The following is a 15,402-nucleotide window of genomic DNA, read 5'->3' as shown; positions in this document are numbered from 1 at the left end:
CATAGACGCCCCACAGGAGCCCACCGATGCAACAGCCCACGACAATCTACCTCAGTGAACGGCCCGCAACCGAACTCTGGCATGGCGACGCGCTCATTCTCAGCGGCGGCCTCAGCGGCCTGGCCGCCGCGCTGGCGCTGCGGGCGCGGGAGCCGTCGTGGCGCATCGCCATCGTCGAGGCGGAAGCGACTCTGGCGCGCGAAGTCACCCTGGAGTGGCGGAACCAGCCCATTCCCGGCGTCGTCGGCGAGGCCATCGCCCTGCAGGCCGCCCCGCTGGGCGCAACCGCTGGTGCGCCAGCCGACCCCGTCATCACCGCGCTGGCCGCCGACAAGGTCGTCGCCGCCGCACGCATTGACGCCTTTGTGAAAATCCTGCCCATGCGCGTAATCCGCACGGCCTCCGGCATGCTGCGCGGCGTGGAAGTCGTGGGCAAGAGTGGCCGGCAGCTCATGGCCGCCCCGCTGGTCGTCGATGCGACGCCCGGCCGGGCCTTCAGCCACCGCATGGCCAAGCTGCCCCTGCCCGCCTTTGACCGCGTGCAACGCGTGGCCTACATCAACGGCGTGGCTATCGATGCGCCGCAGAGCATCGCCTTGCCTGATAGCTGGGGCGTCGTCGGCAACACCGCCACCCTGCGCCCCACCTGCTGGTCGCAGGACGCCATGCTGAGCATCGCCCTCCCGGCCAGCACGGGCGAGAGCCGCAGCGCCCTCGCTCAGCGCAGCCAGAAAATCCTCACCGACGCCGTGGCCGACCTGCGCCGCCGCGGTGACGCCTACGCCCACGCCAGTCTGGTGGACATCGCGCCGCTGCTGAGCTACCACGGCCCGACAGCCGCAGCGGAGGCACCCACGCGCCTGCCCGCGTTGGCCCTCTACGGGGTGTACTGCCTGCCCCTTTCCGACGACCTCATGGAGGAAGTCACCCACGCCAGCCAACTCGCGCTGGCTCTGCGCCCCGCCCAAGCGCCCATGCCCCGCCGCAGTTCGCTGCCCGGCGAGACCCTCCAGAGCTCCGAGCTGCAGGCGGATATGGACCAGGACCTTCCCGAGATTGCCCTGCCGCCCGTGCCCGTAAGCTGTCATGAGGGCGCGGAAGTCGCCGTCGCCGGCTGGGGCGCCGCCGGCATCTACGCGGCCATCAGCGCCGCCGAAAAAGGCGCGGACGTCGTCGTCCTCGATCCCTGCACCATCCCCGGCGGCCTCTGCACCGCCGGCCGCATCCACTCGTACTACTACGGCCTCACCGGCGGCCGCCAGGACGCCCTCGACGAACAGACCGCCCGCCGCGCCGGCGACCTCGCCGACGCCTGGAGCGGCTTCCACCCAATGGCAAAAGCCGATGTCTTCCAGGACGCCTTGAGCGCCACCGGCAAGGTCACGCTCTTTACAGGCCACGTGGTCTTTGGCGTCATCAAGGACGGCGCGCGCGTCTGCGCGCTGCTTAGCGCCGCCGATGACGGCTATCATCTCTTCCCCTGCCAAGCCACCATCGACAGCACCGGCGACGGCGATGTCGCCGCCGCGGCCGGCGCCGCCACCACCCTCGGCCGACCCGGCGACCACTTCCCGCAGCCCTACAGCTACACGCCGTCACGGACGCAAAATGGCAAGGTCCACCACCATAACTTCGATGTCAGCTGGACTGACCCGTGCGACAGCAAAGAATTCTCCCGCGCGCATTTTGTCGGCCGCCGCGCCATCGCCCGCCACGCGCCATTCACGGACGAACGCCATTACTGCTCGCTGTCGCCGCTGCTCGGCCTCCGCGAAAGCCGCTTCATCGTCGGTCGCAGCAATGTGACCTTCGATGACGTCCTCGACGGCCAGCAATGGCCCGACGCCGTCTGCAGTAGCCGCTCAAACTACGACAACCACGCCATGGATTACGCCGAGGAAAGCCGCTGGGCATGGCGATACGTCATGCTTTGCGGGCTCTGGGACTATGCCGCCACCGGCCAAATTCCCTTCGGCGCCATGGTGCCCGCCGACATCGACGGGCTGCTCGTGGCCTGCCGCGCCCTCGCCGTTGACCACGATCTCAGCCAAATGGTGCGTATGCAACACGATATGCACGTCATCGGCGAAATCTGCGGCGTCGCCGCCGCCAAAGCTCTCCAGGACGGCGTGCTCATCGGCGATGTGGACGTCGCCGCCCTGCGCGTCGAACTGGCCGAACGCGGCGTGGCGCCCAAACCGGCCACCAAAGCCGCCGATCTGTCCGTACCTGAATTGCTCGCGGCGCTTAACGTCGCCGACGAAAATGACCAGGCCGCCCGCCAGCTACGCAATCTCGCCATGTGGCGACTCGGCGCCTGCCGCGGCAACGAAGGCGCCTTCTGGTCACAATTTCTCGCCGACTGCCCCCCGGCAGCGCGCTTCCCGGCCGCCGTCGCGGCTGCCCTGGGTGGCCACGACCTCCCGGAAGTACGCAACATCCTGCAGGATGTCATCACGCGCCGGGTCACCGCGCCGGCCTTCGGCCGCAAAGCGCCGCCGCCCTACCTGACTGCCGCGCTGGCCTTGGCTGAACTGCCGTCTGCGCCAGCCGCAGCCAATCTCTGTGCGCTGCTGGACGAATGGACGCCGCTGGTCCATCCCTCGGCTGGCGGCAGCGCGTCGCTCGTGGCCGGCACCATGACCTCGGCGGACGTACTGGCCCTGCTCAAAGCCCTGGCCAGCGTCTCCGACCGCGACGCCGCCGTCACGGGCATCCGCACTTTCCTCGCCAAATGGCCGGAAGAACCTTTCGCCATGCCCCTCTGGGGCGTGCAATGGCACCAACCATGGGACTCGTTCCGCTTCGCCATTGACCTCCGCGCCGCCAGGACTCTCCTGAAACTCGGCGACAGCGACGTCATGCCGCTGCTAAGGCCATACCTCAATGACGACAGTCTCCTCATCCGCCGCTACGCACGCGAAATCCTTGCCGAATGCCGCGCCGGCAACAAAGGACGATAAACACACGCCGCACGGCACCGCCGTGCGAGATGCTTTTTTTATCTAGATGGCGCAGATTGCCGCAGTTTTTTTTGAACCGTAGGATGGCGCAAAGGTTGTGCCCACTCCGCACCACCGTGCAGCAAGCTTTTTTCTCACGCGAAGCCGCAGGTTGGGGCGGACCTATGTGTCCGCCCGATACCGCTGTGCGGCGGGCTTACTACCACCCTGTCCACCCTGTCCACCCTGTCCACCCTGTCCACCCTGTCCACTCCGTCCACTTTGTCCACCCTGTCCACCCTGTCCACCCTGTCCACATCATGCCCCCCAGAACAGACACAGATTTCTGCCCCTTCCACGCGCCCTTTCCGGCGCGGGATATCAGCACGCTGCTGGCGCGCCACAACCGCCTGTGGGGCGAGCGCTGGCAGTGCTGGTGCCAATCCGTGCAGCCGCCCTGGTGGGCGCGCGGACTGGTGATCTCGCCCGAACTGCGCGGCCGCTATGAAAGCACCCTGCCCGTTGACGAATACCTGGCCAGCGTCACCCGCCTCGCCGAAGGCTTCCTCCCCGATGCGTCGTGGGTCCCAGCAGTCCTGCAGAGCGCCGCTGGCTGTGGCTGCCTGCCAGGCTCGCCGCCCTACGCATCCATCGCGGATTACTGGGCCGCGCTGCCGGACGGCCTCGCTGGCAAGCTCTGCCTGACTGCCGACGAGCTGCTGCCGCTCTTCTGCGCGCTAGCGGACCCGCCACGCTACGGCACCACCACCGGCCGCTACCCCGAGCAACTCGCCAACCTCGATGAGATCTTCCGGCAATGGCCAGCGCACACGCACCTGCGCCTTCTCGACATTGGCTGCGGCGTCGGCCTGAACACCCTGGAGATCGCCACGCACGCGACCGCGCTTGCGCCACAGGCCGCCCTGGCCGTCACCGGCATCAGCGCGGAACACCTCGAAGTGTGGATGGCCAGCACACGACGGCTGCCACACGACCCACAGCGCGAAAAAGCCCTGCGGAACTTCCCCCGCGACCTACCAGTGGCCTTCGCCTACGGTCGCGCCGAGGACTTTTCCTTACCAGGCCGCTTCGATATCGCCATCTGCAACGGCCTCGCCGGCGGCCGTTTCCTCCACCAGCCCGCCCACATCGCGGCCTTCCTCGACCGCTGTGCAAAAACAATAACCCAAGATGGCCGGCTCTTCCTGGCAAACCGTTTTCACGACGGCCATCGCGACCAACTCGACGAACTCGCGACGGTCGCCAAGGACCGCGGCTGGTCTTGCGCGGGCGCGCCCCGAAACCTCTGCCTGCAACCGCCGGCGACAGCGCGCTGAACCGCACCGTTGCATTTACAGCCGTGGCGCGGTATAATTTTGTTTCGTTTTACGCTTGCCGCGGCGCAGTCCCCCGACCGCCAATCGCCGCCCTTTCTTCATCCACCACCCAACAGCACGGAGTCAGCCATGAAGCTCCAATTTCTCGGCACGGGCGCCGCCGACTGGCCCAACCCCGGCCCCAAAGTCGGCACCGGCCGCCGTTTCTGCTCACAATGCCTCAATGGCCGCGTCCTCCTGGATTGCGGCCCCATGGCTCTAGATGCCATGGACGAATTCCGCCTTGACCCCACCGCATTGAGCGACGTCGTTATCAGCCATCCCCACGGCGATCACTACGACTTCCCCGTCATCGCGGCCATCGCCGCCCGCCGCGATCCCACCGCCGAGCCTCTCGTGCTGCACCTCAATGCCGCTGCCGCCAAGGCCCTCAGCAAACAACAGCCGGCCATCCCCGACAATCTCCACCTGGCGCCTTTCGTACCCGGCGATGTCTTCACCTGCGGCGACTTGCAGTTCCACGCTCTCCCAGCCAACCACCGCCTGGAACGCGCCGGCGAACTCGCCGCGCATTTCTACATCGAAAGCGCCCAGCAGGAAACGCTGTTCTACGCACTCGACGGCGCCTGGCTCCTCAAAGACACCTGGGGATTTCTAAAAACCAAACGCCTGGACCTCATTATCTGGGAACTCACCTGCGGTGACAAGGACGACTGGCGAGTCTTCGAACACTGCAATCTGGCCATGCTCAAGATCATGACCAAAGTTTTCCGCAACTACGGCCTCCTCAAACCCGATACCCAGATGTTCTGCTCACACCTCGCGCGAACACTCTGCCCCGACCAGGCCATCTTCGCACCATACCTCGCGGAACATGGCTACGTCCTCGCCTGGGACGGCATGTGCGTCGATACCGGAAAATAACCCCCAGATAACGGCCGAAGCCCCCACGACCGCAGCCGCACGGCGATGCCGTGAGGCTACGGAATTCGCGCCTTCGCGTGAGGAAAAATTGCCTTTGCGTCTTTTATTCGGCGGCATGTCTTGCCGCTGCGCGGCAAGACATGCCGCCATATTCTGCGTCAATCTGCGGAATCTGTGGATAAAAAACATGCCAATAATCCGCCGCTCCCGTGCGTAATGCTTTAGCGCGCTGCGGGAGTGCCGTAGCTGTCTTTCACCACACTGTTTTCTGTTCAAGGGAGTCTGTCATGCGTTTTCGGAATGACGTGTTCACCTACGCTGTCGTTGTTCTACTTACGGCCCTGGGCCTGCAAGCCGCGCTGAAAGACGCCTGGCCGCAATTCGTCCCCGCCGATCAGCAGACAGCGATCACCATGGTTTTCACCGACGCGGCGGCCTTGCCCAAATCCGAAGAGCTGACCCTGCAATACGTCTGTGCCGACGGTCTCCGCGCCGACGGCCGTGCCCTTGGTTGGGCGCAATTCGAGAAAGTACCCTTCGCGATCAAAGACGACACTCTCACCGCCACGGTGAATTTCCGCGGCGAGACCGAGCACACGCTGCGCCTGGTGTCGCCCCATGCCACCAACGGCATGAAGAAGCCAGTGGTGCATGGCACCTTCAAGCTCTACTCGCTGAAACCGGATTTCTTTGCGCTGCGGCCCTACAAAGGCGATGTGCACATGCACAGCAAGTTTTCCGACGGCCGCAAAGACGAAACGCCGTCGCACATGATCGCGACTTGCCGCAAGCTGGGCCACGACTTCGCCATCGCTACCGACCATCGCAGTTACGCCGGCTCACAGGAAGCCATGAGCACCTTCGCCAAGCTGCCCACCGACATGCGCTGCTTCCCCGGCGAAGAGGTCCACAGCCCCGGCAATGGCGTGCACATTCTCTCCCTCGGCGCCTCCGCCGGCATCACCGAGTGGTTCACCGAAAAACGCCCCGAGTACGACCAGGCCGTCACCGCCGAAAAAGCCCGGATCGACGCCAAGGAGCTGCCGGAAGCCCTCCACCACCCGGCAGCGGCCAGCGTGGTCGTGTGGAACAAAATCCGCGAACTCGGTGGCATCGCGGTGTACTGCCATCCCTACTGGCGCCCCGACCACCGCCAGTACATCCCGGCGGCCCTCTCCGACTACCTCCTGCAAAAAGGCCAATTCGACGCCTTCGAAGTCCTCAATGGCGGCAGTAACGACCTGGGCATTCTCCATTACCACGAATTGCGTGCGCAGGGCCGGAACTACCCCGGCATCGGCGTCACCGACGCCCACGCGTCGGCCAACCTCGGCAAAGCCTACACGCTGATCATGTCCGAATCCCTCTCCTTCAGCGACCTCGCCGCCAATATCCGCAAGGGCAACTGCATCGCCGTCGAAGTCGACCCCGCGACCAAACAACAACGCGCCCACGGCAATCTCCGCCTGGGACGCTTCGCCACCTTCCTCTTCACCCACTACTACCCACAGCAACACGACAAACTCTGCGCCGAGGAAGGCGACCTGCTCGTCAAAGCCGTCGCCGGTGACACCGCCGCCAGCGATGCCCTCAAGCCCCTGCAGGGACGCGTCCCCGCACTCTTCGACAAATACTGGGCGAAATAAAGCGAGGTACTGAGAAACACGCGGTGCTATGGACAAGATGGACAAGATGGACTTGGCAGACAGGTAGCTTCCTGTATGCACCTCGCCCCAAGAGCGGACACGCCGGTCCACCCCGACAAAATCGCGCCTTTGCGTGAGGGAAGAATTCCCTCTTGCGTCTTACAATCGGCGGCGTGAATTGCCGCGCAGCGGCAAGACATGCCGCCATTCTTTGTCTTCTTCGCGCCTTCGCGCCTTCGCGTGAGGAAAAACAAGCCCTTGCGTAAGGAAAGATAGCCGGGTTTAGCGCGGGAAGAGCCAGCGCATTTCCCAATAGTCATGGGGGCCGCCGTCGGGCCATTGCCGCAGCCGGAGATCGGCATTGCCCGCAGACCACGTCCGGCTATTCAGCCGACGACCGTACGGATCGTATCCCTGCGCGGTCGCCTGTGGTGGCTGGCGGTGGTCGATGCCGGCACGGCATGACTCCGGCGGCAGTTGCCGGAAGGCGGCGGTGACTTCCATGCGGCCGTCGCCCATGCCGGCGAAAGACAGCCAGAGGATTGGCCCGGGCGATCGTCGCGCGTCGAGTTCGGCATAGCCGCGATTGGCGAGGCCGCGAGCGACCGTCCCCAGCTCGTAGTCGGGCATGCCGGCCTGGCGCAGCAGCGGCCCGCAACCGACCTCGTCAAGCAACGCCACGAGATCGGCGACGGCGATGTCATGCGCCTGCAGCCCCTGCACCTCGGCCATCGTCCGCACAGACGGAAAGAGATATGCCACGGGGCGCTGGGGCGGCTCCACCGTGCGGCAGGCCGCCAGCAGCACGAGCAACGCGCCCAGCAACAGCGACATGATCATGCGACGTGTTGTCATATCAGTCCTCCGTGCCAAAACGCCACCGACGGCGCCAGCGACTACTCGACGGCGCCACCGCATAGGGCGCCATCAAATCAGGCTCTGCTGCCAGAGCAGCGCCCCGCCGGGCGCGAGTTCGCTGCTGCCGGCGAGGACGAAGGCGCCGGCGGGCACCGCCACACTGGCGGTCGTGCTGCCGAAGTTAGCGGCAAAACCCCAGGTCTTGTTGCCGCGCGTGAAAGTCGCTTGGCGGACCGTGCTGTCAGCGGACAGCTCGGCGTCGCATTCGGCCTTGAGGTCGCCGCTGACAGCGACCGCGAAGCCGTCGTCAAGCACCACCGTCCCGGGCGTATAGCGCTGATTCTCCAACACGACCTTGCCGCAGATTTCGTCCGCGTAGAGCGAGCTCAGCCACGGCCCGTGGGGCTTGTGGAGGATAATCTGGGCTTTCGCAGGCCGGTGTATTGTCAGGCCTTCGGCGCCGTAGAGCGCAAAAACCGCGAGCTTGCCGTCCACGCAAACGCGGTCGGCGGCGAGGTGGCGGTCGTCGGCGCAGCCGGGGTTGCCCGTAAGTTCCAGACACGTGCCGTCCGCGGTCATGTAGCGGCGTTTGGAGCCATTGAAAAGATCGTTGGGGACCTTGACGCCGAAGCCCTTGATGGCATCCAAAGTGATTTCCTTGCTGATGGTGGCGTACTGCAGGACGAGCATGGTCTCCTGATCCGGCAGGGCCGCAACGGCGATCTGGTGCCGCGCGTAGGCATAGACGCCCTCGCCCTCGCCCAGCGGATCGCGCTCGCACCAGTCGGCCGCGCCGACATTGACAAAGCCGCCGTGGAAGAGCTCATGCCAATCGCTGTTACCGTAGTTCAAGGCCGGCGTCTGCGTGGAGAGCACCTCGCCGTGCAGATTGAGCTGCCATTCACCCATGCTGCTCTCGTCAGCCGGCGCAATGACGCCGGTCGGGCCCTGACCGCCATGCCAGACGAAAGAGCGCACAGCATTGCCGGAGCGCTCGAAGGTCGCGCCGTGATATTCGTCCTGCCAGGACACCGGCATGTTCACCACTGCGGGCGTGGTCAGCGCCAGCAGCTGGAAACGCCGATGCCAGTAGGCGCCATAGGACAGGCAGAGTATCGCGTCGGATTCAAGACGCGAGTAATAGTAGTAATTGATGCGGCGGATATTGTCCAGCCGCCGCCCGTAGAAACCGCCGGTGCCGGTGTAGTCCTGCTCCTGCTGCATGATCTTGAGCCAGCCGGCTTCGAAGCCCGCCGCGTCGCTATCGCCAAGGACATCCTGAGCGAGCATCCACGACGGAATGGCGTAGTTCTGACAGTAGGTATAGCGGGCACGGGTGTCGCCACCGATGCGCAACAGCCGGCCATCGGCGAACGTGCACTTCTTGACCATCGCCCAGACTTCCTGCAGATGCCAGGTGAGTTCCGGCGGCGGCGTCAGGCCGAGGTCCTTGAAGTAGAAATGAAGCATGGCCAGATTGGAAAGGCAGATGACCATGTAGCCCACGTTGAGGTAGCCATGGTGATCCAGCGACCAATTTGGCGTGTAATTGAATCCGACGTGCCACTTGCGCACGGGCTTGCCGTAGAACATCGTTTCGCAGCCGGCGTCAAGAGGATGGGAAAGCCCGTTGAGCATGAAGCTGGTGGCCTTGGTGAGGTACTCTTTCACGCGGGGCGCGTCCGGATAAGCCGCAGCCGTGCGCATCAGCACCGCGCCATTCCAAATATTGGACTCAGGCACATTCGGGCCTTCTGAATTGACCATGCAGCCGCGAACAGGATGGTTGTCGGTAATCCAGTCGGCCTCGGAGATCAGCACCCGCCGCAGGGCCATGCGGTCGTCATCGCTGAGGTATTCGCGAATGGCGTTGACGCCGTGCGCCATGCGTTCCAGCCCGAGGACACTGATCCAGTGGTGCCCCCACTGCTTGCCGTCGCTGGCCACGTCATGGCCACTAAGGTGCGTCGCCAGACCGTAGCGCAGAAAATCCAACGCGGTGCGGATAATCTCCTCGCGAGCCATCGCCGGTTTCTCGTCTTCCAAATGCGGCGACGTGCCCAGCACTGCCAGCGCCGCAAAGACGTTGAAGTTGCTCTGGATGGGCCAATGCGCGGACTCGCCCGTGCCATAATGGCGCAGGGACGGATTAAAGAGCGACTGCCGCGTGAACTGCGGCAGGACCTTCAGCCAAGGCCGCATCACGTCAACATAATTTTTTTCCTGCAAAGCCATTGTTTCGCTCATGATCGTCTCCTGCAACAAGGTTCTGGATCGTTGTCAAAACCTGGCCGGTGCCGCGCGAGCCGTTCAAGGCACGGCGCGGCCGGTCAGCTGGCGCTTGTCGCCAGCGGCGGTAATCAGTACCTTCTGCAGCGTGTTCACCGCTATGGGCGCGTCGTGTTCGGCGACAGTCACCTGCAGATAATTGTCCGACCAGCCGCAAGGCTGCGGCTGCTCATCTTCAATCAATACTTCCAGCGTCTTGCCAAGCTGCTGTTCCGCAAACACGCGGGCCTTGGCCTCGCCGAGGGCAATCAGGTCAGCGGAACGCTCTTCAGCGAGCGCTTTGCGCGGCCGTCCTGGCATCTTCGCGGCATCCGTGCCCTGCCGCGGCGAATACACAAAGACATGCAACAGGCTGAAAGGCATGCGTTCAATAAAAGCCCTGGTCGTCGCAAAGCTCGCGGCCGTTTCGCCGGGAAAACCGACGATGACGTCTGCCCCCAAGCAGAGCCCCGGCAAGCGCTCCATGGCCGGCATGACCAGCGCTTCGTATTCCGCCACGCTGTAATGCCGACGCATCAGCCGCAACAAGCCGTCCTCGCCATACTGCAGGGGCAAGTGCAGAAAACGGCAGAGCTGCGATGACGAGGCCATGACGTCCACTACCCGCGGCAACACCGGCCCCGGCTCGGCCGAACCCAGACGCAACCGAAAACCCGGCCCCAAGGCCAGTAGTTTCTCCAGCAGCCCGGCGAGATCAACACCGCCATGGCAGTACGTGGTGATATTGACGCCGCTAAGCACCAGTTCGCGATAACCGCGCGCCAGCAGCTCTTCGGCTTCGCGCAGGACGTCGTCCAGCGCGCGGGACCGCGCCGGTCCGCGCGTGAACGGCACAATGCAGTAGGAACAAAAGAAATCGCAGCCGTCCTGCACTTTCAGGTTGGCGCGAGTGCGCTCGGAATAATCGCTGGCGCCGGGAATCACAAAGCCGTCTGCGGGCGTACCCGGCGTGATCCGCCGGCTCACCGCCGCGCGCGGCAACCCCGCCGGCAAGAGCTCGCTCAAGGGCGCCGGCCGTGGATTGGGCACAATCAAATCCGGCACCGCCGGCCCCGCCGACCAAGTCGTGAGGTCCACCGTCGCATCGCAGCCCATCAGCACCAAAAATGCATCCGGAAAACGCCGCCGCGCTTGCCGCAAGACCTGCCGCGTCTTCTGCGACGCCGTGCCCGTCACCGCGCAGCTATTGACAACCAGCAGCTCGGCCGCTTCGCCCCACGGCACCAACTCGTAACCGTGACGCTGCAAGTCGTCAGCGACATGGCCGGTGTCTGCCTGGTTCAGACGACAACCGAGAGTATAAAAAGACACACGCGGCATGTAAACACAGCTCCAACACTACTGGGTAATAGTCGCTCGCCAATGGGCGCCAAAAACCATAATATAGCCCCCGCGACAGCCCCGCAGGCCCCATAAACACAAAAAGCCGCCAACAAACACCCACGCCCGTAGCCCCCATCCACGCGGCACCAGCCGCGCGAGCTCCGCAACGCCCGCAGTCCTGTGGCGGGCCGCTCTCCCGCCCCGCGGGATTTTTTGTCGGCAGCCCCCTTGCCTTTCCCGCGCCGGCACGTATTTTATTTTTTGGTCAACACGTGTTATTCAGTCATTGCGGAGGCCCACTATGCCCATGAGCAAACTAACCCTCACCGCGCCGCGGGAAGTGATCAAGCTGGCGGAAGAGCAGGCAAAGCGCGAGAACACCAGCATCTCGGCGATGTTTGCCAGCTACGTGCTAGCCAAGTCTCGCCTGCAAAGCAGGGAGCAAAAGCCGAGCAAAATTGGTTCACTGACCCAATCGCTATCGGGCCTTGTCACCCTGCCTGACGACTTTGACGAAAAAGAGTTCATGAGTGACGTTATGTCGGCTAAGCACGGTGCAAAATCATGAAGCTCTTCATTGATACCAACGTGGTCATTGACGTCATCGCCAGTCGCGAACCCTTTTTCTCAGCCTCGCAGGAAATTCTGTCTCTTTGCGAGGAAGGAGGGGTCGAAGGCACAATGTCAGCACTTACCCTCTGCACAATCGCCTACGTCTTGCGCAAACACCTCAGTCCCCAGACGATGCGACAGAAACTGGGCGAGCTGCGCACTGTCCTCAAGCCCGTGGAACTCAACGCGGCTATCCTTGATCAGGCAATTGCTTCGCAGATCGGCGATTTTGAAGATGCAGTGCAATTCTATAGCGCGGTGCGCTGCGAGGCAGACTACATCATCACCAGAAATGTGAAGCATTTCCTCAAAGCCAACACACCCGTGCTATCGCCAATCGGTTTCCTGGCGTTGCGGTGACCCCCGCCATGCCCGTGTCCGTCGTTCTCTTGCGGGCCGCCGTCCTGTGGTTGCCGCCGTCCTGTGGTTGCCGCCGTCCTGTGGCGGGCCGCCGTCCTGTGGTTGCCCGCCGTCCTGTGGCGGGCCGCTTGCGGCCCGCTCTTCCTCGCCGCTCTTCCGTCGTCCTGTGGTTGCCGCCGTTCTGTGGCGGGCCGCCGTCCTGTGGCGGGCCGCCGTTCTGTGGCGGGCCGCTTGCGGCCCGCTCTTCCTCGCCGCTCTTCCGCCGTCCTGTGGTTGCCGCCGTTCTCTTGCGGGCCGCAGTTCTGTGGCGGGCCGCTTGCGGCCCGCAAGCAACGCCCGCGCTCTGCGTCAGCGGCGGATGAGTTCTACGGCTTCCTGTGGCAGCCAGCAGCTGCGTTTGTCTGCCAGGCGCACTTCGTACCAGCCGCCGCGCTCGCTGAGGACGGTGAATTCGGTCCCGGCATGCAGCGGCTCGGTGAAGCTCATGGCGTAGCTGTCGCTATTGCCCTTGCGGGCGACGACCTCGCTGCTCACGACTACGCCCGGTCGCTGGCGCCAAGCGCTGTACTCACTGACGGCAATGGACGCGCCGAAGATCACGGCCAGCAGGCCCAGGCCACAAAGCGACCAGCGCAACCATGGCCGACGATACCACAGGCCGACAAGCGCCGCTAGCCAAAAGCACCCCAGAAAGAAGAGAAAAAGCCGCTCGCGGATGGTCTGCGCAATGTCGTAATGCCAGAAGAAGAGCGTCTTGAGCACGCGGGTGCTTTCAGGCTCGGCCACGGCATCGCGGCAGCGCGTACGGACGTAGGCGAGATTCTGAAGCAGCTTCTCGTCATGCGGGATGTAACGCTGCGCGCGGCGATAGTTGGCAATGGCGCGACCGAGATCTTCCAGGCGAAAGTAGGTATTGGCCAGGTTGTAGTAAAGCCAACCATTTTCCACGTCGCCTTCCCGCACCACGCGTTCATAGCGCGCGGCGGCCTTCTGCCAGAGCTCACGGGCCTTCTCGCGATCCTGGGCGTAGACTTCCTGCGCCTGGCTGAAAAGCTGTTCGGCTTCGAAGCACAGCAGCTCCTGCTCCGTCCGGGACAGCGTGGCCGCGCTTAGGCCCGCCACCAACAAAAGCCATAGTATGACAACTCGTTTTATCATCATCGCACACTCCATCGTGCTAGGTCAATCCGTCATTCGCGCCGGCAGGAATGCCGGCGCCGCGTTTCATCACGCCGGCTTGCGGCCCGTGCGGCGGCCGTTGAGCTTCTTGTCCAGCGTCGGCAACAGCCGCAACGCTAATGCCAGCAGTTCAGCAGGCGGCTCCATACTGCGGCCGGCATAACGGCCGGCCTCGCAAGCAGTGAAAATCCGCTCAACGCCAGCGAGCTCGTCGCCATCGAGACCGGCGGCCTGCAGCGCGGGCCGAATGTCCGCAAAAACCAACGCATCGGCAGGCAGGCGCAACTTGGCGCCGAAGAAGTCCCGCCAAGCCGCGAGAATGGCGTCGCCAGCGCCGTCATCCGTCAGCACGACGCGTTTCAACGCCCGCCGGCAGCGGCCGGTGGCCTGCCTAGCGGCCAGCAAGGCCGGATCGGCATGTCGCCGTCGCCAGAGCTGCAGCGACAGCGACAGCGTGCCATAAAGCAGCGGCATGACCACGCAGAGCACCAGCCACCACGGCGAACGCCGCCACTGCCGATAGCCCACGCGGTGGTTCTTGAGGACGTCGAGGCCCGCCACGTTGGCGGCAATGCCCTGGCTCCACGCACGCAACTCCGCGCCGCCGGGGGCCATGACCGACGCGGCGCGGCCCTCGACATCCATGGCCGTCACCGTGCTGACGGCTTTCACCGTCAGCGGTATGGGCTGCGTCGCCGCCGTCGCGTACTGCCCGGTCTTAGAATCAAAGTACGGTACCTCAAGCGCAGGAATAGCCCGCACGTCGGCATGGCGGGCACGCAGCGTGAACTGAAAGACCTTCTCGCTATTCTCTATTGTGCCGGGGCTCACATCGGAAATCTTGAAATCGCGGTTGAGCGACTCTTGCGCGCTAAGCTCCGGCAGCCGCACGCCATCTAGGTAAGCCGGGCCGCGCAGGCGCATGGTGACAATAATCGGATCGCCCACGCTGACCTCCCGTGGCTCGGCACTGGCCTGCGCCGAACAGCTGCCGACAATACCGCTGAAATTCGCCGGCCGCCCCGTCGCCGGCAAGTCCCGGACGACGAGCCGCGGCGAGGTGGACACCACGCTCACCCGGCGCATGCGCGCACTGCCGAAAAAGTCGTCCATGGGACTGCGTCGTTGCCTACTGCCGCGCGCGTCCTCGATGGCAAAGACCACGGAGGACGCTGGCAGGGTGTAGCTGCCGGCCTGCTTGGGGATCATGGGCTGGCTGAAGGTCACTTGGGTCAGCTGGCGGTTCTGCCAGCGTGCGGGACCCTGGCGACCGATGAGGGTCTTGTTCTGCCCGATGTCAATGCGCAAGTATTCCTGGATGCGCTGCTGGTCTATTTCCGGGCTGTATTCCGGAAACCAAAATGCATCCATCTCCAGCACGGGCAGGATGAAGCGGAAATCGCCCACGCGGCGGCCGATATACCAGTTCCAGGTGAGCATCAGGGGCTCGCCGACGTAGCATTCCGTCGCTGACACCAGCATGTCCAAGCCGATGTCGTCAATCTTGTCCGGCTCCTGGCAGCGGATTTGCGACGGCCGCGTCGCATAGACCTTGCCGTCAATGCGCACGGGAATAGACGGTATGCGCAGATCGCCAATCCGCAAAGGTATCAAGCTGAAATTGAACTGCACCTCATTGCGTTCCTCGCGGATCATCCGACCATTGATGATCTGCACCGACGTGCTTTGATTCCGCGACGGCGCCATGACCTCCACCCGAAAATCCTGGCTCGGCGGGAAAACCGGCTGCTCCGGCTCCTTCTCAGAGGAAACTTTCACCTGCAGCAAAAAGGGCTCGCCGCGATAGACCAGCGTGGATTCGACAGCGACGTCAATCACCGGCTCCTGCTGCGCACACACCACGCACGCTGTCAGCAAGAACAGCATAAGTGCCATATATCGTCTGATTCTCTGATTTTTCATAGTATCGCC

General features: G+C 64.0%; 11 protein-coding genes. 6 read left to right on the top strand and 5 right to left on the bottom strand.

Annotated elements, in window-relative coordinates:
* Positions 1-26 precede the first annotated feature (26 nt).
* From J3R75_RS11885 to J3R75_RS11870, 4 genes are all read left to right on the top strand, one after another.
* Complete coding sequence (locus J3R75_RS11885; RefSeq protein WP_307261802.1) at positions 27-2,963, top strand: FAD-dependent oxidoreductase; 2,937 nt, start codon at positions 27-29, stop codon at positions 2,961-2,963.
* Positions 2,964-3,262: 299 nt separating this feature from the next.
* Complete coding sequence (locus J3R75_RS11880; protein ID WP_307261800.1) at positions 3,263-4,279, top strand: class I SAM-dependent methyltransferase; 1,017 nt, start codon at positions 3,263-3,265, stop codon at positions 4,277-4,279.
* 129 nt (positions 4,280-4,408) lie between these two features.
* Positions 4,409-5,203 (top strand): MBL fold metallo-hydrolase, encoded by a 795-nt coding sequence (locus J3R75_RS11875; protein WP_307261799.1) that lies wholly within the window; start codon positions 4,409-4,411, stop codon positions 5,201-5,203.
* 287 nt (positions 5,204-5,490) lie between these two features.
* A complete protein-coding gene (locus J3R75_RS11870; RefSeq protein ID WP_307261798.1) occupies positions 5,491-6,849 on the top strand; it encodes a PHP-associated domain-containing protein in 1,359 nt (452 codons plus the stop codon).
* A gap of 282 nt (positions 6,850-7,131) precedes the next feature.
* On the opposite strand, the gene J3R75_RS11865 is transcribed toward J3R75_RS11870, so the two are convergent.
* The 3 genes from J3R75_RS11865 to J3R75_RS11855 all read right to left on the bottom strand — a co-directional run bounded on the left by J3R75_RS11865 (position 7,132) and on the right by J3R75_RS11855 (position 11,316).
* On the bottom strand, positions 7,132-7,704 hold the full coding sequence (locus J3R75_RS11865) for a hypothetical protein (RefSeq protein WP_307261796.1): 573 nt from the start codon (positions 7,702-7,704) through the stop codon (positions 7,132-7,134).
* A 72-nt stretch (positions 7,705-7,776) separates the two neighbouring features.
* Positions 7,777-9,954 carry a hypothetical protein gene (locus J3R75_RS11860; RefSeq protein ID WP_307261794.1) on the bottom strand — a complete coding sequence of 726 codons (2,178 nt, stop codon included), beginning with the start codon at positions 9,952-9,954 and terminating at the stop codon, positions 7,777-7,779.
* A gap of 63 nt (positions 9,955-10,017) precedes the next feature.
* Positions 10,018-11,316, bottom strand: coding sequence for a MiaB/RimO family radical SAM methylthiotransferase (locus tag J3R75_RS11855; RefSeq protein WP_307261793.1), 1,299 nt, complete (start codon positions 11,314-11,316; stop codon positions 10,018-10,020).
* Between the two features lie 310 nt (positions 11,317-11,626).
* Here J3R75_RS11855 and J3R75_RS11850 point away from each other — a divergent pair, with 310 nt between their 5' ends.
* Both J3R75_RS11850 and J3R75_RS11845 read left to right on the top strand, forming a co-directional pair.
* Positions 11,627-11,887, top strand: a complete 261-nt coding sequence (locus J3R75_RS11850; protein ID WP_307261792.1) for a DUF6364 family protein — start codon at positions 11,627-11,629, stop codon at positions 11,885-11,887.
* Positions 11,884-12,291: a PIN domain-containing protein gene (locus J3R75_RS11845; RefSeq protein WP_307261790.1), complete on the top strand. Its 408-nt coding sequence runs from the start codon at positions 11,884-11,886 to the stop codon at positions 12,289-12,291. The genes J3R75_RS11850 and J3R75_RS11845 overlap by 4 nt, the downstream gene beginning before the upstream one ends.
* A 348-nt stretch (positions 12,292-12,639) precedes the next feature.
* Here J3R75_RS11845 and J3R75_RS11840 read toward each other — a convergent pair whose 3' ends face one another.
* A complete protein-coding gene (locus tag J3R75_RS11840; protein WP_307261788.1) occupies positions 12,640-13,452 on the bottom strand; it encodes a tetratricopeptide repeat protein in 813 nt (270 codons plus the stop codon).
* Positions 13,453-13,518: 66 nt separating this feature from the next.
* Positions 13,519-15,393: a BatD family protein gene (locus J3R75_RS11835; RefSeq protein ID WP_307261786.1), complete on the bottom strand. Its 1,875-nt coding sequence runs from the start codon at positions 15,391-15,393 to the stop codon at positions 13,519-13,521.
* Between the last annotated feature and the right edge of the window lie 9 nt (positions 15,394-15,402).

Origin of the sequence: Oligosphaera ethanolica, from assembly GCF_030814695.1 — a bacterium.
Taxonomy (GTDB): Bacteria; Verrucomicrobiota; Lentisphaeria; order Oligosphaerales; family Oligosphaeraceae; genus Oligosphaera; species Oligosphaera ethanolica.
The sequence above is the reverse complement of the archived record's forward strand: the minus strand, read 5'-3'. Positions and strand labels throughout refer to the sequence as shown.